The organism is Microcoleus sp. B3-D2 (genome assembly GCF_036705345.1).
Lineage (GTDB): Bacteria > Cyanobacteriota > Cyanobacteriia > Cyanobacteriales > Microcoleaceae > Microcoleus.
This window is the reverse complement of sequence record NZ_JAUBUG010000089.1, coordinates 1-25,106: the sequence shown is the minus strand read 5'-3', so window position 1 is coordinate 25,106 and position 25,106 is coordinate 1. Positions and strand designations below refer to the sequence as shown.

Genomic DNA, 25,106 nt, shown 5'->3' with positions numbered 1-25,106 from the left:
AATTAATCCGAAACATCTCAAAAACTGGTTTACTAATTGCTGCTACTGTACCTCATAACATCCGGAAGTGCTGTATAATAAGTCATATCAAATGCGGTAGCATACTCCCGCGTAAAATCCAGTCAACAGCGATGCCCTGAGCGAAGCCGAAGGGTCAACAACCACGGAGGCTGCAACCGGATTTCATCTAATTCATCTGCGTTAATCTCTGTTAATCTGCCCTCATCGGCGGTTAAAAAAAGAGAAATTTTCGGGTCGCAGATGACAAGGGATTGACGCAGATTCACGCAGATCAAGAGAATAGATATATGAATAATTCCCAGGTAATAGATTTAAGATAATTCTAAAATCTAAAATCTAAAACCTTATGAATTTTTGCTTTTTTATCCCAACACATTATCTACAGCAATTTGTATATTGGGAAAAGCTAGAATCGATAAAGTCTGACCTCGCTGGAATCTGTGAATATTTTGGTATCCCGAGGGAGAAGGTTCGCGATAAACTACTACACATTGCTCGTTAATATCTACCAGCCAAACTTCTACAATATTGTTTTCGGCATAAAGAGGAATTTTGATATTTCTGTCAGTTTCAGCGGTTGCATCCGCTACTTCCACAATGAGTAAAATATCCTCAGACTGAGGATGTCCCGATTCGTAAAAATCATCGCGCCGTCGCAGCAAGGAAATATCCGGCTCAGGTTCCGAGTAATCGTCCAATTCTACCGGATCTTGAACTCCAATGGTTACTCTCGATAATAAGCGGGTATAGAATAACTCTGTCAGACGCTTGACATGAGATGTATGCCTTCTACCGACGGCGGCCATTTGAACAATTTCTCCTCGAATTAATTCAACTTTATCATCTTTTGTCAAGATGCCAGCTTCAATCATATGATGATATTCTTTTACTGTAAATAACCGCTTGATTAACTGAGTTGTCATCATTGTTTCGTACAGGAATATTCGAGTTTTTGTCTGCGACCCAGGTTTAATAATGTGATTATTATACTACATTGACCAGTAGTCATTCAGTAGGAACGATATTGCCCGCCTTACAATCGATGAATCTAATCCCAGGATTGCAATTGCCCAACCCAATGCTGGACAAAAGCAGAAATGCGATCGCGCCGAGTTTCAAAAGTAGCAGCAATCCAGATAAATACAATCCCAAAAGCCAAACCAATAGCCCATTTAATCAGCGGATAATCGAATATCAGAACCACCAACTGATAGAAAACATTGATTAAAAATACAGCCGTTCCCACAAACAAAAACGCCCGAACTCGCAGCGCCAAACCCGCTGCAATAGCCACCAAACTAAAAACTCCTGCCACTAAACCGTAGCTTTGCTGAGTCAAAAGAGGTATCCCGCAAATCAGCACTGTTGCGAGCATTCGCAGAGTGTGGCGCAGCGGTTTTTGTGCTGGTAATTTGAGAGTGCGATCGAACTGAGTAATGTAAAGTAAAGAAAGTCCTAAAGGAGTAACATAAAACTCTGGCTGAGTCAATCCTATTTGCCAGAACCACCGCAGCATTATCCAGTCCATTATCGCCACACTCACATAGGTAAAACGGACTTCCTGCCTTTCCCAAGCCAGGAAAAAATAGAAGGTAGCAGCTATCAGCAAGCTAATCGGATAAAACTTAGCCGGACTTTCCAAAATAGTAACTATTGGAATCAGCGAAGCAATTACCTGCCAAGGTTTTTTTGACCAACCCCAGTTGTCCCAAGGCAAAATGTAAATGAAATAAGCTAATAGAGAAGCGAGGGCAACTTTCCAAGGCCCCAACGGCCCGGAAATATACTTAACTAAAGGCGTATTTATCCAATAAAGCCGGATGCCAAAGGCTTCTAGCCAGCCAAAGTAAATCCAAATTTCTGCCCATTGGCGATCGAGATTATTTCGCCCTTGCAAGAAAGCATATTGAACTAATAAAGCACCAGTGACTAATCCTAAACTTAAGGCGGATTTAATATCATTCGCAGAAGCTGAAATCAGCAGCCAACTGCTCAAAACCCAGTGCAGGTGAGCAAATATTTTTAACTCTGCATTAGTTAAATGTAAATAATTGCTGAGCCAAGGGGATAAAATGCGATAGATATATGTTAAAGTTGTGCCGAGAGTGGCCAGGACAATTAAACCGTCGCCAAAAGCTCCTCCCGGTGTTTGAAAAAGTTGATAGAGTAGCGATTCGTAAGCAGCAACGGAAACGCCCATTAATCCTAAATAAACCAAAGGTTTGAATTCTGGCTCCCGCCTACCAATGCCGATCGCAATTAAAGACGCCCCCAACACAGTTAAACCAGTCCAATTCGCAAAAGTGTGCGATCGGAAAGTTAAACCCAATACGCCGTAAACCAAAGGTATAAAATGAATGCTAGGTAAAATTGTTGGATCGGGGTGTCGGCGCCGCCACCAATCCCCCAACAATTGCGTAAACAATCCGAGAGCAATATTAGCAACTGCCAGATTAATAGTATTTTGTTCTACAAAACTCAAACCCACTGCTGTCAACAACTCCAAACTCCAAGCCAAAGCATAAATTGCCAGAGGGGAAAGTTGCCGTAAACTTCGGAAAATAATCGCAGCCATTATCACCAAAATAGCAGCCAAAACTTCAGTAGAGCGCGGAAAACTAAAGCTACTGCCTGCGTAGAGTTCATAGGAATAAATAGTAATAGTTGTTAACAGTAAGCCTGCGAGTAAGATTGCCCACCCATCTAAAGCTCGATCGTAAATTTCAGCTAATTGAGAAGACTCAGGTAAACGGCTGGAAAAACGAACAATCATGCTGCGAAGCAACCACAGACACAAAAGAGCGATCGCCCCAGCAATTGCCCAATCCCAACCCGACACAAAACCTAATTCATAAATCACCGCAGCTACGAAACTAAAGCCAAATCCCACTCCAATTGCAGCCGCTGGTAACTCGACTAAATAGTAAGTATTAACCAACATTAATACGGCTGCCAATCCCAAACCAATTAATCGATATCCCGGAAAAATAAAAATTATAACTTGTGCGAGTATTAAAGCGATCGCACTAAAGGTACTGGCAACTTGTTTGTGAGGAACCTCAGTATATTTAGCAACAGCAGTCAAAGCCAAAGGAGTCGCCAGCCAGAGCAAACTCCACTGAGGGCGATGAGTGGCAGTACCCGCACTCAAATAATTTTGCAACAAGATAAAGCAGAATCCTGCTATTGCTAAGCCTAGATACCATGAACTTTGGAACCATGCAGGATGCCAGCGGAAAAACGCAGAACTTTCTCGGGCATTTGCCGCTTTCATCCAGACAAAAAATCCCCATTCAGCAGCCATAAAAATTAATAAAATTGCCGTCCAAATATTCGGTGTCTGGTTCGGGAAAAATAAGTCAATTGCCGAACCGATCGCGCCTAAACCCATAATATGAGTTAGGAGAACCAAAATTGCCGGCTTTCCCTCGTGTTCAACAGCAGAAGCCGGGCTCGAAACTCGGCGGGAATTCTCGGCAATTACGTATTTCCAAGCGATCCCACCTAAAGTTAAAGTAGATACCAATAAATTGAGCGATCGCCAAAACGGATTGACAAAACTAATAACAGTTAAAACACTCCCCAAACCGAGAGCAAGGTTTTCGCCAAAACTGGCAAGTTTAAACTTTCGCTTGCGGTAGAGCCACTGTGCCACACTTACTATTAAAATTAAATAAGGCAACAGCAGAACACCCCAAAAAGCCCAAGGAGTTTCCTGAGAGTTTGTAAGCTGAGTTAAAAATGCAACAAATTGTGTTTTAATCCCTAAAGGAAGCAGTCGCCAAAACAGCCAAATACTCTGAAGTCCCACCGCCTCAAGCATTAGCAAATCAAACTCTTGCCAAAAGCGCACTAAACGGTTGTAATAAAACCAAACAGCCAATCCGCTAACTGCGATCGCCTGTAGCGGAATTTGGCGAAAACAAACCAGCCATCCCAAACCCAACAAACCCCCTCCCGCTAATTGCCAGTTAAAAAAGTTGCTGGGATTTGGCTGGCCGGATATATTGTTTTTAATAGTTCCAAATTGCCGGGTTTGCTGCCAATCTAGCCATGCTAAAAGCACGCCACACATCGCCAAAGCTAAACCCATTTCAGCGATATTTACATCCTTGACAAATATCGCTCTACCCAGTAAAATTCCTAACGAATAAGCTACTAAAGCCGCTTTTTTGTAAGTCAGAAAATCTCGGCTCAAACTGAAAGCAGCGGCGAATGTTTCAGTATTTTCTCCGCGTTTGATAGATTGCAATCGTTGTTGCTGAACTTGATAAACTCTAGCAGCAGCAGTTCCCACTGTACCTAAATAAACCGCAGCCAGGGAAAAGCCGGCCAATGCCCACCCCCAGTGCAAATAACTCAATCCCAAGTGATTTAACGCGATCGAGCGAGTGATGTTTTTTCCTGAAAAGCTTTGATATTGATCTTTTATAATCCGGGCTGTTATCCAAGTCAAAATAAGTGCCGCTGCGATTGCTACCGCCCAATCCCAAGGATACCGCCACAATCCAAAAGTATCCATCGCCCAAAAATTGATCGGCACTAGCAACAGTGTCACTTCTTGCAAAGTTTGAGCAGTCAAGTGCAAATTATGCTGTCTGTTTGCCCAACTGCTAATCGCCCAAAAAGTTAAAGTATAAGCTAACAAAACTCCATATTGTCCCGCGGCCGGAAATCTTTCCCACTGACTGGCAGCTAAGACTCCAGAGGAGACAACTACCATGAACACTCCTAAAAACAACAGCCACACCACGCTAATTTCTGCCATTAGCGACTGCAAAATTTGACCGATAAAATTAGGGGTTTGAGTAGTTTCTGTGGGCCTAGCAACGCTTTCTCTGCTGTTAGGTACTGCTTTTTGCGTTGATAAGGCAGGTACTTTTGGCTCGGCAATAGGAGCTCGCGGGTTCTCAATTTCAGAAAGGTCTACAGCGGGATCTCTGAGTGGGCAGACTAAATACTGTCGGCACAATTCCTCAACCTCAGCGGGCGAAAGTAAACCTAGCCGCAGCCACGCATCTAAGCCTGTCAACAACTCAGGATGCGATGCTAAGACGCTCAATTCAATTTTGCTCGATCGATCTTTGGGAGACGACATTGGCTTAAACTTGTACTAAGTACCTTCAAGCTATAGCCTAGATTAATGTCGAGCGAACATAGCAACATTCCGCCATTGAAATTGGCACAATAAGTATTTATGACTAAATATCTGTTGCAGCCAGTGTCAACCGATAAAAAAATCCCGCTGATGGGCCTAAACCAGCGTACATCAGCGGTGAAAAACTTCAAATAAGGGCACCGTAGCGGTGTCCTTACCGATCGACATATTGCAGCAAAGTGTCTACACTAGCATTGTGGTCTATGAAAGAAAACAAATGTTTGAAGAGGAGTTTTCCATCTGCACCCAAAACAAACTGAGCAGGCAAAGGAGCACCTAAAGCCTGACCGACTTGATAAGCCCGAAATACTTTACAGCCTGGATCGGAAAGCAGAGGCATTTTCAAACCTAAATCTCTAACCACAATTTGGCTTTGGCGATCGTCGGTACTGGTAACCATCAATAATTCTATATTGCGATCGGCAAATTTTTCCCAGTTTTCATTCAAAGCTTTAATGTGAGGAAAACAGAAAGGGCAATATTGCTTTTCCGTAAAAATCCGCGTAAAAGCCAGAACTACCGGCTTATCGCCCCGATAATTCGACAGCCGCACCAATTTGCCATTATTAATATCCGGCAATTCAAAATCAGGCGTCATCTGTCCCAGCTTCAGAACATTACTCGCCGGAACAGGCAATAAATTTTGGAAAAACCGCTCATTTAACAAGCCGCTAAAATTAGTAGAAGTCAGCATATTTCCTAATTGGGTAATTGCTAATAGCTAATTGTTAATTAAAAATCCGGTTAAATGAATTCCCCTGCGGGTAGGGACACGGCAGTGTCGTGTCCCTACACCTATAATGTGCTTAAACTGAAGCAAAGAATACCTTAGACTTGACCGGATCGGGAGTCATAGTCTTGTCACCGGGCTGCCAGCCGGCGGGACAAACTTCATCGGGGTGAGACTGGACGTGTTGGATAGCTTGCAGAGTACGGAGAGTTTCATCCACGTTGCGGCCGAAGGCAAGATTGTTAATAGTAGAGTGTTGGATGATGCCTTCTTTGTCGATGATGAACAGACCTCTGAGGGCAACGCCTGCTTCTGGGTCGAGGACGTTGTAGTCTGAACTAATTGTTTTTTTGAGGTCAGCAACTAAGGGATAGTTGAGGTCGCCGACACCGCCTGATTTGCGGTCTGTTTGTATCCAAGCGAGGTGAGAGAATTCGCTGTCAACGGATACGCCGAGGATTTCGGTATCGATTTTCTTGAAGTCCTCGAAGCGATCGCTAAATGCTGTAATCTCAGTCGGGCACACAAAGGTGAAGTCCAAGGGGTAGAAGAACAGGACTACATACTTTTTGCCTTTATAGTCTGACAGTTTAACTGTCTTGAATTCCTGATCCACTACGGCTGTTGCTGCGAAATCGGGTGCAGCTTGACCAACCCGGAGGCATTCACTGGTCATAGATTTTGTTTCCTGTTTTACGAACTGTTACAAATATATCATACTCATAACGACTACAAGTATCTTCTGGCTCAATCAAAAAAAATACGCTCTCAAATTTGAGAGCGCAGTTTTTTTGATTAAATAATGGCTCAGGCGGGATTTGAACCTGCGACCTTGGGCTTATGAGTCCCCTGCGCTAACCACTGCGCCACTGAGCCAAATCTACTTCACGATTTACTATCGTAGCACGGTAGGGCTAGCTATGTCTTCTTTTCAAACAACATTATTTCTAATAACTTCCAGTAAAAGTTATGAGTTTTGGTAATCATTCAAAACCCATAACTTTCGACCAGTCGTTACCGAGAAGCGCTGGACGCATCGTCGGGCAGCAAAGCCATTGGATTGATAGCACCCTGTCCGGCGGGATGAATTTCAAAGTGCAAGTGTGGCCCGGTACTGAAGCCAGTGCTGCCCATTTCTGAAATTTGTTCCCCTTGAGCAACTCTCTGACCCTTTTGCACCAAAATTCGGCTGTTGTGGGCATAGACAGTCTCAGTGCCGTCAGGATGGGTAATTTCCACCAAATACCCGTAGCCGCCGTCGTTCCACTGAGCATAGGTAACCACCCCGTCTGATGCTGCCACAATTGGCGTGCCGATCGGCCCTGCAATATCAATTCCTTTGTGCATCCGTCCCCACCGCCAACCGTAGCCAGAAGTAAGAACGCCCTTAGATGGCCAAATAAACCCGCTAGCCGACTGTTGTTTGCCGTTAGGCAGATAAGTATCAGGGTTAGAAAGCGGAGGCAGTTCCGGAGAAACCATGCGTCCCAAAGACGGGTTGCTTAGGGGGTCGTAACCCTCAGAGCCCAAAGGAGCAGTTGCTACCATAGGCTGCTGCCCAGCAGAGGTCGGCGTCAGGTTTATCGGTTGCATTTCGGCTGCGCGAGCGGGGTCTAAACGCTCTTGCTGCTGCTTCTGAACCTGCTCAGACCACGCTCTCGATGGCGGTCTGCTGATTTCATTCTGCACCGCCTCAGTATAGTCGGGGGTGTAGAGATATGGATTGACACTTGGCATATCCTCAGACGGGTTGACCGAGGGCCCGTCAGTTGGAGTCAGGGACACCGCATTGGCGCCGATCGAATTGCGCGAGGCGCGATATTCCTCTCGCAGCCTGACAACTTCTGCCCTCAAGCGTTCGGAATAAGGGTTGAGAGCTTCTGCGGTAGGGAGAGCCTCCGAATTCGATTCTGGTAAAGCGCTAGTTGGATCGGCATTTGAAGCCGGGGCGCTAGTATTTGCCACGAAGCTGATCGGCTGCGGGTATTCTCCCGTAGCTATGGCGGTAGCAGTTGCACTGGCTGGCCCAGGCAGGGCACTGGTGTCAACTGCACCTGTAAATGTTGGTTCGCCTTGAAGAGCCAGCTTCCCTGGATCGCGAATCGTTTGGGAAACTTGAGTGAGCGGAATGCTGTTAATTTGAGGAACCATCGGCGCTGAAATATTGTTCAGACCTTCCAGGTTCTCCAGGGGAGAGACAACAGGCACTGTGGGAGCGGGTGCTGCAACGCCAGCACCGGCTATTTCCGAAGTAGACGAGCTGGGGTTCAAAGATGCGGGAACCGAAGTCGCCGACCAGACAGATGTAGAGTTGGATGCAGAATAAGAGGCTGCCGCCTCCACCCCTGGATTTTTAAACCCAACTTGGGGAATTTTGAGCCGTTGATTGACATTCAGCAAGTTGGGGTTGCCGAGCTTGTTGACGGAGATCAGATCTTTGGGCGATACGCCGTGACCTTTGGCGATCGCATCTAGGGTATCTCCCGGACGCACGCTGTAGAGAGCCTCAGCCGGCGCGGCGGTACTTCCCGCAGGGGGGACTACCACAGCCGAGGGCAAACTGGGTGTTGCCAAAGACTGTTCAATTGACTCGAATGCTCGATCGGGCGATGCTGCTTGACCTCCCCCGGAATTGGGAATTACAGGTGTGGCATCGAGGTCAGGAATAGTTGTCCCAGTTGCATATCCGGGGGAGGTCAGCGTCGGTGCTGACTCGGGCAAAAATGCCGCAGGTGTAGATAAATTTGCTCCCCCCTCCGACCCGAACATAGTTCGACCCGATTCTGTGGTGCGGTTTTCCTGTTTTTTCAAACTGTCGATCGCCCCGTCTGCATTCGGGATGTCGATCGAACTTTGTTCCGGTACCGTCGTGGCCAGCGGGGTCGCTGCGGTTGATGGCAGCGCTGTCATGGCTGCACTATCCAATGGCTCGGAGCCAGTCAGATTTAACTCTTGTTCGGGATTGACCGTCGCTGCGCGATCTAGCGAAGCCGATGTGCTATAGCCGGCGTTCTGTTGTGGTGTGGCTTCCGTCGCAGTCGGAATTCTGAGCTGTTGGCCAACTTGGAGTAGAGTCTCGGGTTTGATGTCGTTGGCAGTTGCTAGTGCCAGCGGTTCAACTTCATAATCCCGAGAAAGCTCCCAAAGGCTTTGCCCCTCCTGCACCTTAACCGTCGCGGGTTCAGAAGGTGATCCGGGCTGTTCGGCCCTGGAACCGTCAACTTGTGCCGACGTAGCGGGCCCGTTGGCCGATACTGGCTGTACTTCAGCGGTGGATTCGGATGTCGGTGCGAGTTCAGACGCGCGAGCGCTGTCTCCATTTCTCGGTAGCAGGATGCCAGAAGCACCTACCGATATTGCCAGCCCGATCGTGGCGAGAGAGCGAACTCTGCCTGTGCTGAGCGTTGTCTGTTTGGATGGTTCCGCAGAACCGTCTCTGTCGATTTCACTAGCCTGAACAGGCTTAATTTGGGGATATGTTCGTTTCAAAAAAACGACCTCCTACTGAGAAGCGCTAACTGTCCTTGGAAACACTCAAGGGGATCGCATGACGCTGAGTTTAAATCAACAAGCAAAAGTATTCTGATTGTTGACAGCTACCATGCTTAGGCCAGATTACCTTGCTTTTTAAATTTAGACAAGCTCAAACCGTCAGAAATTTTAAAATTCTCGGTCAAACCTGCTGCAATTAACCCCAAAAGCCTTACACCGCACTAGCTGGAACGAATATATAAAATCTTCGTTCCCGTAAGGCTCTGAACTCTTACCTATTATCCGACTTTATGCTAATTTCCGGACAGGCAACAACCGTATATTTACTAGATATAGTGTTCAGACCTAAGCTGGCGCTCGCTCACACCCTAAACCGCTAAAATTCTTTATTTTTGTTGCTGAATCCTCTTGGCAGTCATTTGGTGTTGCTGATAACAATCTGTTTTTGAATGAATAAAATATATTAATGTCTGCTATCTAGATTTTCACCCCTTTGATACAAATTTCTTATATTTAAAAGAAGATTTGCCAGCCTGCGGCAGCTATTAAATATCTATATATTTATGTGTTGATAATGATTTATCCCAGCTCGCCCAACTGTCGTTTAGCCTCAAATAAACCCACAGCGGCGCTGACGGAGAGGTTCAAACTCCTGACTCCAGGCTGGCTCATAGGAATAAAAAGTGTGGCGTCGCAGGCATCCAAGACGAATTGGGGAATGCCTACAGTTTCCGAGCCAAACATCAGCCAGTCGCTGGGCTGAAATTGGAATTGCGCGTAACTGTATCGCCCGCCAGTGCTGAATCCGATCGATCGTCCCCCGCGCTGCTGCCGACAGGCCCCAAAAGCCGCTAAGTCTTCGTGGCAGTGGAGATTGACGTAGGGCCAGTAATCTAAGCCGGCCCGTTTCAGGTAGCGATCGCTAATTTCAAACCCCAGCGGGCCGACTAAATGCAGTTCGGTGCCTGTGGCAGCGCAAGTGCGGGCGATATTGCCAGTATTCGGGGGGATTTGCGGGTGAATCAAGACAAGTTGGGGCATGAAGCTAATTAAAAGGATAAAATACAGCTATTGAGAAATTTCTCCAACCACCCAAAGGTAGATCTAGCTTATAGCTTTTATTTATAACCTTTGTCGAGCTCCATTGATTAAATATTCTGATTTGTTTTTGGGCGTCGCTCTGCAACTTTTTTCAGGGAGGTTCGGGCTATTTGTATTATTGGCTGAGTACGCATAGCCAGGGGGCTAGTGAAAGCCCCCGTTATAATAACGGCGGGTACTTCAGGCAGCTAACTGGGCGCACAAGTTGTCTTCGAGCTCCCATTCTTGGTGAGCCATCCCCTGAATTCCTTGGAGAATAATACTGCGGGTGTCCGAACCGCCCTCGTGTAGCTTCAACCACTGCTGCGCCGTGTTGCCTTCCCGGAGAATCTTTTTGAGTGGCGAGAGAAAGCAGCTAAAGCCGCGTTTTTTGGCTATAGGCCACACTTCTCGGTAAATTTCCTCAATCCAATCTCGTGCCAGAATAGTTCTGCCGTCTTGCCAATGGGTGAGTTCGGCATCCAAACTTTGCCGGGATGCAGCAATTTCGTTGGCGTCTGTGAGGGCAACTAAGTCTTCGTTACGGGTGGCCGCCGGCAAGGTGCTGAGTTCTAAAGGGTCTAAGCTGGGGTCTTCCATCATCTGCCAGATGCGAGCTTCTAGCAAGGCAGTGATGGCTAACAAAGCCAGAGGATTGACTTCGAGGTCGCAAATTCTCAGTTCGAGGCGGTTGAGACAGTAGGGGCGGCGATCGCCATTGGGCCGCACGGCAGACCACAAATGGCGGACATTTTGCATGGTGCCGAGTTCTAGCTGTTCTTCAGTCCACTGAATGTAATGCTTGTGACTTTCAAACAGGGGGACGATGGCGGGAGTTTTGGGAAACAAACCCCACCGAGTGGAATGATAGCCCGTGACTTCGCCGTCGAGGAAGGGGGAAGAGGCGCTCAAGGCCAGGTACAGCGGTGCTTCGACGCGGGCGAGGCGGATGGCCCGCATCAGCATTTCTGGTTGGGAGATGCCGATGTTGATGTGAATGCTGGCGGTGACGACTTTGGTGCCGTAGGTTTGCTCGATGTAGGTGTGGTAGGGGTTGTTGGGATCGGATCTGTAAAATCGATCGCTACCTCCGAGAGACAGGGTACTTCCCGGCAGCAAGGTATAGTCGCCCAATTGTTTTAAATACTCGCGCAACCGGACTCGCGGCTTGACTAAGGCGCACAACAGGCGATCGTAGCTGCACAGCGGGGCGGTCGTGTACTCCACATTACGGCTATCAGGCTCCCGGACAAATCCCTCTAGATCGGCAACTATGCGATCGGAGAGACCGACAACCTCACCTTCGGGAGTACCGGTATACATTTCTACTTCAAAGCCTTTTGATAGCAGCACGTTTGTTCCTCAGCTAAGTTGAGTGCTAGTTTCAAGTATCCCAAAAATTGACCTGTTCCTACTATCTTCCACGAGGCAGAGTTGAAATTTTTCGCGACAGGCCCTGAAACCCGGTTTTTCGGGGCCGGCAACTTTGAGCGTTTGTGTTTTAGTTGCGATCGGGCTGCCACGACACATACTGCCATCGCAAAGAGTTTCCGAGGCGGTTTTAGACCCAGAAAGGCTGTTTGTTCGATCGCGAGCGTGTTTCATTGGGTATTCGTGACGAGCGAACTTATGGTGAATAGAACCCACTCCTGCCTCAGTTCGACATCTGTTTTCTGCCTTGAGGGGGATAGCCGCAGATATATCTTGGGTGCGATTCTAAAAGAGGGCTCTGCAATATTTTTGAGCTATAATATTAACCCCCTAAAAATCCCTGTGAAAGAGCAAGAAAGAACCCCTCCCAATTTTTGGAATATGCTAAGCAATTTAGCCTTAGTCCGGTTTTTGCTTTTATTTGCTTCTGGTTGGGCTGGACTGCAACTTTTAGCTTACTTTGAAACAGCAGTCGCGGTTTTCACCATTGCTGGACTCGTGGCTTTTTTGCTCAACTATCCGGTGCGAACTCTCCAGAGATTTTTACCGCGAAGTTTAGCTGTCGCCTTCGTTGTCTTGCTCACCATTTTAGTTTTTGGCGGTCTCACCGTCACTGTAGGCGTCACTCTTTTATCTCAAGGACAGCAATTAATTGACAGCATGACGGAATTTCTGAATGCTCTGGCGCCTCTGTCCGAGCGCATCGAAGCATTCCTGCGGGCGAGAAACCTGCAAGTTAACCTGCGAGTTATTGAGGAACAACTGCGAAATCAAGCTTTGGCGGGAGTTGTATCGAGTATTGCTTTTTTACAAGTATTTTTAACCAATTTATTAAATTTAATATTAATTATGGTCGTGGCTTCTTTCATGTTACTTGATGGAGAGAGGCTGTGGGTGTTGGTTCTCAAATTTATACCCCGACACCTGCACAGGCGTTTAAGTTTAACAATAGAGCGAAACTTTTTAGGATTTTTTCAGGCCCAAATTTTGTTAATGTTATTTTTGACAACAGCAAGTTTTTTAATTTTTCTGCTGTTAGATGTGAAATTTCCCTTGATTCTAGCCTTTATTATCGGCTTGTTTGATTTAGTTCCAGGGATCGGAGCGACACTGGGCATTAGCTTAGTTTGTTTTATTGTATTGTCTCAAAATGTTTGGCTATCTTTAAAAGTATTGGCAGCTTGCATTGTTTTGCAGCAAATTCAAGACAACTTTATTCATCCGAGACTGATGCAAAATTCGCTTAACCTCAATCCGGTAGTGGTATTTTTTGCACTGTTAGTGGGGGCTAGAGCTGCAGGACTTCTAGGTATATTTCTGGCTATTCCCCTAGCGGGAGTGATAGTTAGCTGGTTTGACATTGAAGAAATGCAAGCGGAAGGTTAATTGATACCGCTATCGTATTTTATATCAAATCCGGCTGAAAAATTCGGTCTTAACCTGCCCCGTAGAAGTCCCATGCTTCAAAAACTCTCCTGTGCCTCAAGCGACACTAAAAGTAAAGAGAAAAAAGCAATGTATGGTACACCTTACTGCCTAAAATTAATGAATAAATTGCAAGTCGGTAGGAAATCTTTCTTCTTCTGGTTCTGGATCGTAAATGTAATCGCAGTCAAAGCGCAGAGCTTGAGAGTGGCGGCTGATAGAAAATCCGCAATTAGTCACCATTTCTGTAGTAAAAGTTGCCATGACTAACTCAATGAGCTTTCTGTAGGAAATGTTAGGCAGTTGAACGTAATAAGTGCGTCTGGCAAAAAAAATTCTCTCATCTTTGGGTAGAATTATGCCATTAATTCTGTGGGCGTGTTGAATCGGCTTGATATAGGTTTCAATAAACTGCGACTGATTTTTTTGGAGTCTTGCTAATCTTTCGTGTTGCAACCAGCTCATTTGAAACACAATTTTAATAAATTCAAAGCCCAAAATGTAGTTAAAAACATTATTGCGTTCTTCTGTACTCAAGACGAAGCGGAGTGCAGATTCTAAATATTGGTCAGTTTCTCGGCGCGATTGTTGAGCTGAGTGGATATAAAATTGTTTGATGTAACTTCTTAAATCTGATTCGTTTAATTGTTTTTTGACTCTAAATCTGATTAGATACTCTTTGACTCGATGTAGAGTATCTACATCTTCAAACATTTTTGAGACTAAACCGTCGGCTGTATAATTATCTAAAAATTCTGCTTGCAAGTCGGGAGTAGATGCACACAATATGTAGCAGAGGGACAAGACGTAGCGCCGTTGGTTCCAAGGCAAGCTTTGGGCCCAATCTTTAACTTCTACAGGGAGTTTTTGTAGCACGGTATCTGTGTGGGGGAGTTGAGCAAGGTCGGCATATTTATGTTTTTGTTTAATCATTGCCTGAAACCTTATATTAGTAAGTATAAAGAGCAGTAGAGCGCAGATTATGGGAGGGGGAAGCTGCGACGGAGGGTTGCAAGTTATTGTGTCTTATTTTATTGCCATCTATCTAAATATACATTCTGTAGGGAAGAGCGGGCGTGATCTGTCTCACACTTTTGCGGATTTTAAATCACAAATGCTAGCTCTTCGCATCACATTTGGGGGCGGCGAGTGTCACCGATAAAACTTATTCACGTCACTGGAGCAACCGCGGGTGTCGTTGATGATTAAGTCGGGTGATTCATAAGTTTTTGTTAGTAATTATTACTGAGATCTATCGTGAACTTGACTACAAGTATTTTTCCGAAAAATCAGTGCCAAGACTTAACTTTTCGCGACCGCCTCGTGCAACCATTGCGACAGTGGCTTGATAGCATTACAGTGGGAGAGCCATCAGTAACTCAGTGGTGTGCCAACTTATACTCGCACGGTGTTGTTGTGAGAGAGATCTTCCGTTATAGGGACACCATCTTTTCTACATACCGCCTATGTGCAAGCTTAATCCTGTGTATGAGGAATTAGTGCGGTTGCGTTTTCGATCGCCCTCGTTTTTTCCTAACCTATACGGGGAAGATGTAACGCCGTAGCTAATTGAGGGGTGTCATACCTCGATCGCCCCTTGATATCAATTATTTATGGGGTATGTCGCTCTGGTAGTTGCGAGAGCCATAATTTAAGCCATAATTGTTGATAATATCGATGGATGCCTCTCGATAGGAGCGGGTATCCATTGTGGCGCTTAAGCCAAAAATAACATCAAACGGTAGCAGCAAAAACAATAACTATAAAAATAATTTAATAATTTACGTGGACTCGGGGAAGTGAATATGTTTAACGCAACTGAACTGCTGATTAAGGCTTTTGTCAATCGCCTGATTGAAGGCTACCGCCACACTTATGGCGGGTTTAAATCTGACTATGGAGAGATTATTGCTTGGGTGGCGAGTATGGCTTTAGAAAATATTGCTAATAGCGATGCTCTTTACCACAATGTCGAACACACTATTTTAGTAACCTTGGTGGGACAAGCAATTCTGGGTGGGAAGCACATCCGCGAAGGGGGTGTTTCCTGCGAAGATTGGCTGCACTTCCACATTGCTTTGCTATGTCACGATATCGGGTATGTTAAAGGTGTTTGCAGGCAAGATAGAACTGATTTGGGACTGTATGCGACGGGAATAGGCGACCTGAAATTAACGCTGGCTCCGGGGGCGACGGATGCTAGTTTGATGAATTATCATGTCGATCGCGGAAAAATGTTTATTGACGAGCGTTTTGGCGGTCATAAACTGATTGATGCTGAGCTGGTTAAGCGTAATATTGAGCTGACTCGTTTCCCGGTTCCCGCCGATAAAGATTATCAAGATACGGTAAATTATCCGGGTTTAGTTCGCGCTGCTGATTTAATTGGTCAGTTGAGCGATCCGCGATATTTGCAAAAGATTGCTGCGCTGTTTTACGAGTTTGAAGAAACTGGGCAGAATCGGATTTTGGGCTATCAAAATCCGGGGGAGTTGCGGGATGGTTATCCGAAGTTTTATTGGAATGTGGTTTATCGGTATGTGAAGGATGCGATCGGCTATTTGGAACTGACACAGCAGGGGAAACAAGTAGTTGCTAATTTAAGTGCAAATGTGTTTCGGGTAGAGCATTCTCAGGTGCCAGAGTCTGCGGTGGCTGTAGTTAGCTAGGGTTTGGGTAGATGCCGGGCGATCGCTCTTTTTTGGGATCAGTAGATCGCTCTAGTTAAATCCTGCTGCATAGTCAGGATAGCTGAGATGTTGCACCATTCTCAATAATCCTTTCAGCGCCGGATCTCCTGCTCACCCACAAGAAAATCAACTCTTTGTCAAATCGGCTCGAAAGCCTGTGCGAGCCAGAATAGTGCAAGATGTGAGGATAAACGACTTGCACAAGGATTACAACAGGAATGGTAGCAAGTAATGCAGCAAGGAATGAGAGAAAATGCTCGGGAAATTTCTAGGCAACTTCTCAATCTACTTGACAATCAAAGCATTACTCAAACAACTGGTTTGAGGGTTGAAGATATCCAAAATTTGCGGGAGGAATGAAAGGAAGGAAAAAAGGACGATCGCACAATTAGTACACCTTTTCTCATTACCAGGCTTAGCCTGGTAGCGCAGGCTTTTGAGGCTCTGCCTCTTTGATTGAGAATGACGTTAAAAATTAAGTCTCATCCACTTAACGCTCAAGGATGAGTCTGCCCTCCGTCTAAAGGAAGATTTCATTAAACCAGTAAATTCCGTATGATGCTGTAAAAGTCAGTCAGAGGGGAAAGCTATCTCCGACTCTAGCTCCGAATAACTGACCAATCTTACAATATAAAAAAATACATCTCATGACATCCGTCACTCCTAATCAAACTTCCTCTCAATACGAAGTTAGCGAACCCGAAGAAAAAATTGAGTCTCTGGTAGAAGAAGTTAAGCCAGAAAGCGAACTCGATTTAGAATTCCTCTACACCCGAGACATTGAATTCCGACAAGAAACAATTTATTTTATTGTAGTCGATCGCTTTTACGACGGCGACCCCGAAAATAACGAAGGCCCAAACCCAGAACTTTACGATCCAGAAGGCAAAGATTGGGGGAAATATTGGGGTGGCGACTTGCAGGGAGTTATCGACAAACTCGACTACTTAAAAGATATGGGAGTAACCGCAGTTTGGCTGACTCCACTGTTCGAGCAAGTAGAAGCATTATTTGTGGAACAAGCTGCAATTCACGGCTACTGGACTAAAGATTTCAAGCGACTAAATCCCCGCTTTATTGCTACAGGCGACAATCCTTCTATTAACCAAACACAAGAAAGTAAAGATACGGTATTTGACAAATTAGTATACGAGTTGCACCAGCGAAACATGAAACTCGTACTCGATATTGTTTGCAATCACAGTAACCCAGATTTTAGCGGTAAAAAAGGGGAACTCTACGACGACGGCGTAAAAATAGCTGACTTTAACGACGATGAAGATAACTGGTATCACCACTACGGCGAAGTCAAAAACTGGGAAGATGAATGGCAAGTCCAAAACTGCGAACTGTCGGGTTTAGCAACTTTCAACGAAAACAATATTGCATACCGCAATTACATTAAGTCAGCAATTAAACAATGGCTGGACAGAGGTGTTGATGCTTTGCGGGTTGATACAGTCAAGCATATGCCTATTTGGTTTTGGCAGGAATTTAATGCTGACATTTTAACACACAGACCTGATGTTTTCATTTTTGGCGAATGGATTTATAGCGACCCTAGAAACGAGCGTTCTGTGGAATTTGTCAACGAGTCAGGGATGACTATTTTAGATTTTGGTCTGTGCGTGGCAATTCGAGAAGTATTGGGAAAGGGTGCTGAAGCGGGATTTAGCTTAGTCCAAGATGTACTGGATCTGGATTACCACTACTACGGGGCGACGGAGTTGATTACTTTTATTGACAACCACGATATGCCGAGGTTTCAGTCGTTGAATCCCGATCCAGAAATGCTGCGGTTAGCGATAGGTTTAATTATGACGACTCGCGGCATTCCCTGTATTTACTACGGCACTGAACAGTATCTCCATGATGATACAGAAGGGGGAAATGACCCTTACAATCGCCCCATGATGGAAAAGTGGGATACTGATTCGCCGGTTTACCGAGATGTACGGTTGCTGTCTGGATTGCGGCGGCTGAATCCAGCTATTTCGATGGGGAGTCAGTGGCAAAAATATCTAACTCCTGATGTTTATTGTTACGTGCGCCGCTATCGCGACTCTGTGGTGTTTGTAGCGATGAATCGTGGCAATTCTGTTACAGTGGAAGAGGTTGATACTGAGCTGCCTGATGGAGAGCATACGGAGGTTTTATCGCGCCGCAAGTTTGAAGTTAAAGATGGGAAGCTGTACAATTTAGAGTTGGGTGCGCGGGAAGTAATGATTTTTAGCCGCGTCGGAGAGCGAGTTAAGGCGACAACTATTGTGCGGGCGCAGCTTAACAGCGTTCAAACTCAGCCTGGGGAAAGAATTGTGGTGATTGGAGATTGTCCTGAATTGGGGAATTGGGATATTAGTAAGGGTTACCCGTTGGAGTATATCAATACTAATACTTGGTTTGGGGAAATTCCTTTTAATGAAAGTGCGGGGAAGTTGATTTCTTATAAGTATGCGCTGTTACGGGAAGGACAGTCGCCGCTGCGAGAAAATCTGGTTTGTCGCCGCTGGGTTTTAGTTTCGGAAGGGACTGTGAAATGGCGGGATAAATGGGCGAGTGGACGGGAGTCTTAAGAGTTTTGATTTGTGAGGTTTGAGTGAAACAGTTTTAGGCACAAAAACCGGGTTTTATGAACGAAAATACTTCCTTAAGGGTTTCGATTATGTTTTAACAACCCGGTTGATTTACTAGCTACGTAACTGCTCTAAGATTTAATTAGTAACTGCCACTCATAATTCATTATTTTTTAAATATGACTTACGTAATAAATCGTTTGGCTTTTTATTTATAGCAGTAAGGTTTGCATTTTGCATCGTCCGGACGTGAGTTATGGTGCGCGGAGGCGCACCCTACATTTTTATTAAAGCGATCGCAACTTCTGGGCTAAAACATCGACATAAGGTTCGCTGCTGTGCTGGTTCACAACCAGTTCGTAGCCCCGCTGCGCTTGAGATTCAGCTTCTTGAGGATTTTTTAGCAAATGGACGATCGCCTCGCGCAAACCTGCTGCATCTCCCACATCTACAACTTTGGCAATATCGGGGGTGGCTAAATAATCGACCATACCTTGAGTCCGAGTAATAACGACCGGTCGCTTGCAGGCCATTGCTTCCAGTAAAACCTGCACTCCCGCAGCATATTTATTGTCCACCAAACAAACTGCAATTACGTCTGCATCGCGGTAAAGCTGCAGTAAATCTGGCCATTCGTAGAATTTGCAGGACATATTTTCTGGCATAGTATCGGGGAAAGCTTGCGATAAAGCTTTGGCATCTTTAGAAAAACCGCTAATTTTTACGTCAACATCTAAGTCAGCAGTTGCTGCTGCTAAGAGTCGGTAGTCGCGCTTTTCTACTCCGACGCTAACAACTGTTTGCCGCTTTTTCTCGCCAGAAGCTGGGCCAGGTGTGAAAAATTGGGTGTCTGTCTGTTCTTGAAGCACTAAAATGCGCGATTCAAGTATAGCTAAATAGCTGCGGAGGAAGTTTGTTTGAGGGCGGGCGTTGACCATGAATAGGTCAATTTTTTCAGCCAAACCGAATAGTTTCAGGGCGACGCGGCCGCGCGGCCGATCGATATTGTGGAAAAATACTACAATTTTCGGGCGCTTGGGCAATTGGCCACACACCGCCGCCACTGGAATCCCAATGTCCTCGCCCGTACAAAATATCACGTCGTCGCTGCTGACTTGCTTGGACAATTTGCGCGCGGCGGCCCAATGTTCGGGTTTAGAAGAAATTTTCGATCGCAGCTTGTCGCTCAACGATATCGCTTCGCCATCCGGGGCATGAACGGTGGCATTTAAGCGGTCTCTGAGAGTTCGCAGGACGTGGCGAGGGCATTTGCCGAGTTTTGCATCGCGGTCAATTCCATCTAGGTCTATTTTGCGACCTAATGCCAAATGGTATTTCAAACTCTTCTCCTTATAATTCGGCTGGTGCTGCCACAAATTATCTAACCTCAGAAGATTCTATAGTCTGCTGTTGAACGTGCTGGTTCGATCGATCAATTTTAGATTTTAGATTTTAGATTTGACTCTACAGATAAATCTGGGGGGTTCTCCCTCATGTCTAAATTTTTGTGAGTTCCACGAATCCTGTCTGGGGCTTGTATAGCAACGGCCCTGACGGTTAGGAAACCGGGTTTATGGACACCCGCGCGCAAATGCTGTACGAATCAAAAACAGTGAAACGCGCCGATCGATTCCAAGGACTTAAGCTTTTATGCTGAAGTTAGCTAAAGAATTTATGTTTAACCTCATGTATATTTCTCCAGAGCAAGATCAAAAAATTCGCTACACCATGCGCGAGTGCGGTCAAGAAGCTTACAAGCTAGCAGCCGAACCTTTTGAAGTTTCCGAGAAAGGGCCCAACGACTACGTGACGAGTATCGATCAATACCTAGACCGACAACTATCGGCAGCATTTAGCGCTTTGTTTCCTGAAGATGGCAGGATCACCGAGGAAAACGACACCTCCAGAGCAGCTTACGGGGCCAATTACCAGCGCCTTTGGTGCATCGATCCCCTCGACGGGACTGAAGAATTTATTCGGGGAAAACTGCACTACGCTTCGATGGTGGGGCTGCTGCTGGAAGGGGAACCGGTGGCGGGCTGGCTCTACGCCCCGGCTTTTGACCAAATGTATTTTGGGGGCAAAGATTGGGGATTGTTCCAAACTGTCGGAGCCCAAGCGCCGCAGCCGATCGCGCTGTGCAAACCCCCGGCTCCGACAGCGGAAAATTGTAAAATTGTTCTCGGAGACAAAGACCAAAAAAACTACGCCCGGGCGATCGCCCAAAGCATCCCCGGAGCAGAATTTTACTCGCTGGGCAGCTTTGGCTTAAAAGTGATGGAAGTTATCTTCGGTCGAGCTGGTTTGTACCTGTATCTCAACGGCAGAGTTAAAGTGTGGGATACCGCCGGCCCTCTGGCTTTAGCAAAAGCAGCCGGATTGGTGTGTTGCGACATGCAAGGTCAACCGCTGAGGTGGACTAAAGATGCGATCGAGCCGGAGACTTTGGCCCACACGCAGTCAATCGCGATCGGCTGGCCGGAATACATAGAACCTCTGTTGGGCAAAGTTCAACAGGCAGTGGCAGGCTTGTAAACCCGTTTAAGATTAAAGAATGTGCCAATTTTACGTGAACCGGGCCTGTGCACCCTTATCATCAATTAAAGGAGCAACGGATTGTTTGTGTTCCCAAACATCGATCGTTCCCTAGCTGTTGGGTTTCGCCTAATCATATTTCCCACCTCCGCGAGTTTGCGTCAGGAACCTCAGCCTAAAGGCGTGAGGCTTGGAAGAGTAATCTGACAAGCCATTCTGACCAGCCTAAGTCTTAACTGACTACGTTTTTTGAGTCACGACACCGGAGAATGCGAAGCCAGTTTTCCGCTCTGTCGCTGAAGGTTAAACAGCTCTAAGGTCACTGGGGCAGTGCTTTCAGCCCAACAAGCTCACTAAACCTTGGCGAGGCTAACATCACCCCGAAAGGGAGGCTCGAAAGAGCAAAACACTATGCGTACAGGGCTGGGAAGTTTGAGGCGGTAATTGTCCCGCTGAAAGTGCAACACAAAAGCACACCGAGCCAACCAGTCCCAAGGCGGTAGTAATCAAAAAAAGACAATATAAAGCCGTCCTAGAAGGACGGAGTTTCTACCCATTTTTTTGATGAAGACAGAAGCTTTCAGTGAGCTATTCCCTCTATTTAAGGGTGCTAACCCAGAAACCTTGGGAGGGCTGCTATCAAATGCCGTCAAGCATGAGTATCCCCCAGGCCGAGCTGTGGTGATGGAGGATTCTTGGGGCAACGCGATTTACTTTGTCGTGTCCGGCTGGGTCAAAGTCCGGCGCCTGTCAAACGATCGAGCTGTATCAATGGCTATTTTAGGACGGGGTGCGTTCTTCGGCGAAATGGCAATTCTTGACGAATCTCCCCGATCGAATGACGTACTTGCTCTCTCGCCGGTGCGGCTGCTGAGCGTCACAGCTCAGCGATTTATCCAAACCCTGTTTAAAGACCCGCAATTGCACCACCGGATGCTGCAACTGATGGTGCGGCGGCTCCGCCAAACCAATCACCGCTATCAACTCCGAAACCGCCAGCCAGCGGTTAAACTAGCAAATACTTTAGTCGAGCTGGCAGAAAACTACGGTCAGAAAACTGCTGAGGGCAAAGATATCTTCAATATTCCTTATGAAGACTTAGCGGATGTCACAGATATCACCCTAGATGAAACCAGCAAAATTATGGAAAAACTCGATAGTAAAGGTTGGATCAATATCGATCCAGACCGCCAAACTATCCATTTGATCAACCTCAAGCACTTGATTAATTTGGCAAGTCAATGACTGATGTTACTTCTTTGGATACCTCGTCCGCTGCCGGCAATTGTCAGGGGCAACTAACAGCACCGACAATTCAATATTCGGTGGCGATGCCCAATCCTGAATCCCACCTCTTTGAAGTAACTTTGCGCGTGCAAGGTTGGTCGGAGCCGGTTCTGGATTTAAAAATGCCTGTCTGGACTCCCGGTTCTTACTTGGTTCGAGAGTACGCCCGCCACCTGCAAGATTTTAGCTCCCAGGCGGGCGAGCGAGCTTTACCTTGGCGCAAGAAAAGCAAAAATCACTGGCAAATCGAGACCGATTCGGTGTCAGATATTACGGTTCACTACCGCATTTTTGCCAACGAACTGACAGTGCGAACCAATCATTTAGACTCGACTCACGGTTATTTCAATCCAGCGGCTTTGTGCTTTTTCTTGCCCGGTTTTGAGCGCAACTGTTATACCGTGACAGTTGTGCCGCCGAAGCCGGAATGGCGCACAGTTACTGCTTTGCCACCTGTTTCCGGGCAAAATCTTACTTTCGCTGCTGCGGATTTTGACACTCTCGCAGACAGTCCTTTTGAGATTGGCTATCACGAAGTCTACGATTTTGAAGTGATGGGAAAACCCCACCAGCTAGTTGTTTGGGGAAAAGGCAATTTAGAACCAGAGCGGGCGATTCGAGACATCCAAAAAGTTATCGAAGTTGAGGCAAAAATGTTCGGCGGTTTGCCTTACGAACGGTATGTGTTTTTACTGCATTTGTCCGGCTCTGGTTTTGGTGGTTTGGAACACAAGGAGTGCTGCACTCTCAACTATCCCCGTTTTAATTTTCGGGCTAAGGAAAAGTACGAACGCTTTATTCAGTTGGTGGCTCACGAGTTTTTTCACCTCTGGAATGTCAAGCGCATTCGACCGAAAGCTCTGGAAGTATTTGACTACGAAAAAGAGAACTACACTCCTTCTTTATGGTTTTCTGAAGGCACGACCAGTTATTACGATTTGGTGATTCCTTTTCGAGCTGGTCTCTACAGCGTGAAAGGTTATTTCCAATGTATGGCTAAGGAAATCACTCGCTTGCAGACGACTCCGGGGCGGAGCGTGCAGCCGGTCAGTGAGTCGAGCTGGGATGCTTGGATTAAACTTTATCGCAGGGATGCTAACAGCGACAACTCGCAGGTTTCCTATTATTTGAAAGGGGAAGTTGTTTCGTTTTTGCTCGATTTGTTGATTCGAGCCAGACACGGCAACGAGCGATCGCTCGACGATGTGATGCGTTTGATGTGGCAGCGGTTTGGCAATGCTAATTCCAGTAAAAACGAAGATTTTGAACAGAAGCCGGAAACAGACGCCAAGCCGTCGCATCTGACATCAAACGGACAGTTAAATTCTCCTTCGCTGCCGGCAGAAATAGGCTTTACTCCCGAAGAGTTGCAAAGTACGATCGAGTCCGTCGCCGGCATCGATTTGAGCGACTTTTTCGCGCGCTATATTGACGGCACAGAAGAGTTGCCTTACAACCAGTATCTGGAACCTTTCGGGCTGGAACTCATCGCAGGTGAAATTGACCAAACGCCTCGCATCGGTTGGACGCTGGGAGCGGAAAACGGGCGGGAAATGGTGAAATTTGTCGAAGTAGGATCTCCGGCACAATTGGCCGGAATTGATGCTGGGGACGAGTTGCTGGCGATCGAAGGTTTTCGGGTAAATTCAGAACAAGCCAGTGAGAGGCTTAAAGATTATCAGCCGGGGGACACAATAGAGGTGACGGTTTTTCACCAAGACGAACTGCGGACTTGTCCTGTTACTCTGGCCCCGCCGCGGCCGGCGCGTTACTCGATCGTGCCGGTGGAACAGCCCACCGCTATTCAGAAACAAAACTTTACTGGATGGCTGGGAGTTCCTCTATCGAAATTGTGACATAAATGAAGGGGAACGGGAAAGAAAAGACAAGAAGGAATCAGGCTCAATTCCCAATTCCCAATTCCCAATTCCCAATTCCCAATTCCCAATTACCAATTACCAATTTTGATTATGCAAACCCCACCTCCTCCATCAATTACACCCCGCCAGATGAATCTGCTGAGGATTGTTACTTCTATGGCCTGGGCTGACGGCCAACTCGCGACAGAAGAAGTTGATTTAATGCTCGATCGCTTTTGCGGTTTGTTTGCCCCAGATAGCGACGGACAACAAATGCAACAAGAACTGCGGGATTACATCATGCAAAATATCCCCCTTGACGAGTTGATCGGTCAACTAGAAACTCAAGAGGAAAGGGAATTAGTCCTGCAACTCGGCTATGAAGTGATTTCTTCTAGTTCTCGCACTCCCGATGAACCAAAAATTAACGCTGAAGAAGCTGCTGCTTATCAAAAATTAGTGCAGTTGCTGAATCTTTCAGAGGATGCGGTCAAGCGTATAGAAGCTGAATCATCGGCGGCAGATACTTCAGAGGGAATTGTAGAGAAGATGGCTCACAAATTAGAAAAGTTCATCAAAGGTTAGTTCTGGACTTGCGCGCGCTTGGCTTAAAAACCCGGTTGATTCCTAGATTTCTCGTTACTCAACCTGAAATTTTTCGTAGAAACCGGGAATAAGCCCCCCATGCCTAAGTCTTGTTAGGTAAGTATCGGAATAATAATTTTCTGAGTGCAACTATTTACAACTAAATTAGGGCTTGCTGAATAATCGAGTGCATATTGCGTCGCGAAAGGTTTCGAGCGCGCGAGCGAGAATAAAGTGCAA

17 protein-coding genes and 1 tRNA gene are annotated in these 25,106 nt (G+C 46.3%); 8 read left to right on the top strand and 10 right to left on the bottom strand.

The window, feature by feature from the left end; all coding sequences use genetic code 11:
• Nucleotides 1-383: 383 nt before the first annotated feature.
• The 8 genes from QUB14_RS24980 to gshA form a co-directional block, all read right to left on the bottom strand.
• Nucleotides 384-944 (bottom strand): Uma2 family endonuclease, encoded by a 561-nt coding sequence (locus QUB14_RS24980; protein WP_190663496.1) that lies wholly within the window; start codon nucleotides 942-944, stop codon nucleotides 384-386.
• A gap of 125 nt (nucleotides 945-1,069) precedes the next feature.
• Nucleotides 1,070-5,119, bottom strand: coding sequence for a hypothetical protein (locus tag QUB14_RS24975; RefSeq protein WP_333220297.1), 4,050 nt, complete (start codon nucleotides 5,117-5,119; stop codon nucleotides 1,070-1,072).
• A gap of 214 nt (nucleotides 5,120-5,333) precedes the next feature.
• Entirely contained in the window at nucleotides 5,334-5,873 is a 540-nt protein-coding gene (locus QUB14_RS24970) for a redoxin domain-containing protein (protein ID WP_333220299.1), read from the bottom strand.
• A gap of 112 nt (nucleotides 5,874-5,985) precedes the next feature.
• The gene (locus QUB14_RS24965) at nucleotides 5,986-6,585 is read right to left on the bottom strand and encodes a peroxiredoxin (RefSeq protein WP_190738907.1); all 600 of its coding nucleotides are present in this window, start codon (nucleotides 6,583-6,585) and stop codon (nucleotides 5,986-5,988) included.
• 127 nt (nucleotides 6,586-6,712) lie between these two features.
• A tRNA-Met gene (locus QUB14_RS24960) sits at nucleotides 6,713-6,785 on the bottom strand.
• A 138-nt stretch (nucleotides 6,786-6,923) separates the two neighbouring features.
• On the bottom strand, nucleotides 6,924-9,398 hold the full coding sequence (locus QUB14_RS24955) for a peptidoglycan DD-metalloendopeptidase family protein (RefSeq protein ID WP_333220302.1): 2,475 nt from the start codon (nucleotides 9,396-9,398) through the stop codon (nucleotides 6,924-6,926).
• A gap of 582 nt (nucleotides 9,399-9,980) precedes the next feature.
• The gene (locus tag QUB14_RS24950; protein ID WP_190738905.1) at nucleotides 9,981-10,442 is read right to left on the bottom strand and encodes a tRNA (cytidine(34)-2'-O)-methyltransferase; all 462 of its coding nucleotides are present in this window, start codon (nucleotides 10,440-10,442) and stop codon (nucleotides 9,981-9,983) included.
• 240 nt (nucleotides 10,443-10,682) lie between these two features.
• The gene (gene gshA, locus QUB14_RS24945) at nucleotides 10,683-11,834 is read right to left on the bottom strand and encodes a glutamate--cysteine ligase (protein ID WP_333220305.1); all 1,152 of its coding nucleotides are present in this window, start codon (nucleotides 11,832-11,834) and stop codon (nucleotides 10,683-10,685) included.
• A gap of 420 nt (nucleotides 11,835-12,254) precedes the next feature.
• Between gshA and QUB14_RS24940 the strand changes: the two genes are divergently transcribed.
• Entirely contained in the window at nucleotides 12,255-13,298 is a 1,044-nt protein-coding gene (locus tag QUB14_RS24940; RefSeq protein ID WP_333220307.1) for an AI-2E family transporter, read from the top strand.
• 156 nt (nucleotides 13,299-13,454) lie between these two features.
• Here the strand turns inward: QUB14_RS24940 and QUB14_RS24935 are convergent, their stop codons facing one another.
• The gene (locus tag QUB14_RS24935; protein ID WP_333220309.1) at nucleotides 13,455-14,270 is read right to left on the bottom strand and encodes a cobyrinic acid a,c-diamide synthase; all 816 of its coding nucleotides are present in this window, start codon (nucleotides 14,268-14,270) and stop codon (nucleotides 13,455-13,457) included.
• 533 nt (nucleotides 14,271-14,803) lie between these two features.
• Here QUB14_RS24935 and QUB14_RS28830 point away from each other — a divergent pair.
• From QUB14_RS28830 to QUB14_RS24925, 3 genes are all read left to right on the top strand, one after another.
• Nucleotides 14,804-14,902, top strand: a complete 99-nt coding sequence (locus QUB14_RS28830; protein WP_445242801.1) for a Mo-dependent nitrogenase C-terminal domain-containing protein — start codon at nucleotides 14,804-14,806, stop codon at nucleotides 14,900-14,902.
• A gap of 240 nt (nucleotides 14,903-15,142) precedes the next feature.
• The gene (locus QUB14_RS24930; RefSeq protein WP_190663495.1) at nucleotides 15,143-16,006 is read left to right on the top strand and encodes an Npun_R2479 family HD domain-containing metalloprotein; all 864 of its coding nucleotides are present in this window, start codon (nucleotides 15,143-15,145) and stop codon (nucleotides 16,004-16,006) included.
• Between the two features lie 668 nt (nucleotides 16,007-16,674).
• The gene (locus QUB14_RS24925) at nucleotides 16,675-18,600 is read left to right on the top strand and encodes an alpha-amylase family glycosyl hydrolase (RefSeq protein ID WP_333220311.1); all 1,926 of its coding nucleotides are present in this window, start codon (nucleotides 16,675-16,677) and stop codon (nucleotides 18,598-18,600) included.
• Between the two features lie 287 nt (nucleotides 18,601-18,887).
• Here QUB14_RS24925 and QUB14_RS24920 read toward each other — a convergent pair whose 3' ends face one another.
• Nucleotides 18,888-19,940 carry a glycosyltransferase gene (locus QUB14_RS24920; RefSeq protein WP_333220313.1) on the bottom strand — a complete coding sequence of 351 codons (1,053 nt, stop codon included), beginning with the start codon at nucleotides 19,938-19,940 and terminating at the stop codon, nucleotides 18,888-18,890.
• A gap of 310 nt (nucleotides 19,941-20,250) precedes the next feature.
• On the opposite strand from QUB14_RS24920, the gene QUB14_RS24915 reads away from it, so the two are divergent.
• The 4 genes from QUB14_RS24915 (at nucleotide 20,251) to QUB14_RS24900 (ending at nucleotide 24,866) form a co-directional block, all read left to right on the top strand.
• Nucleotides 20,251-21,135 carry an inositol monophosphatase family protein gene (locus tag QUB14_RS24915; protein WP_333220315.1) on the top strand — a complete coding sequence of 295 codons (885 nt, stop codon included), beginning with the start codon at nucleotides 20,251-20,253 and terminating at the stop codon, nucleotides 21,133-21,135.
• A gap of 564 nt (nucleotides 21,136-21,699) precedes the next feature.
• On the top strand, nucleotides 21,700-22,380 hold the full coding sequence (locus tag QUB14_RS24910; protein ID WP_190659615.1) for a Crp/Fnr family transcriptional regulator: 681 nt from the start codon (nucleotides 21,700-21,702) through the stop codon (nucleotides 22,378-22,380).
• Nucleotides 22,377-24,278, top strand: a complete 1,902-nt coding sequence (locus tag QUB14_RS24905) for a M61 family metallopeptidase (protein ID WP_333220317.1) — start codon at nucleotides 22,377-22,379, stop codon at nucleotides 24,276-24,278. The genes QUB14_RS24910 and QUB14_RS24905 overlap by 4 nt, the downstream gene beginning before the upstream one ends.
• 114 nt (nucleotides 24,279-24,392) lie before the next feature.
• Nucleotides 24,393-24,866 carry a TerB family tellurite resistance protein gene (locus QUB14_RS24900; protein ID WP_333220319.1) on the top strand — a complete coding sequence of 158 codons (474 nt, stop codon included), beginning with the start codon at nucleotides 24,393-24,395 and terminating at the stop codon, nucleotides 24,864-24,866.
• The last annotated feature ends 240 nt before the right edge of the window (nucleotides 24,867-25,106 follow it).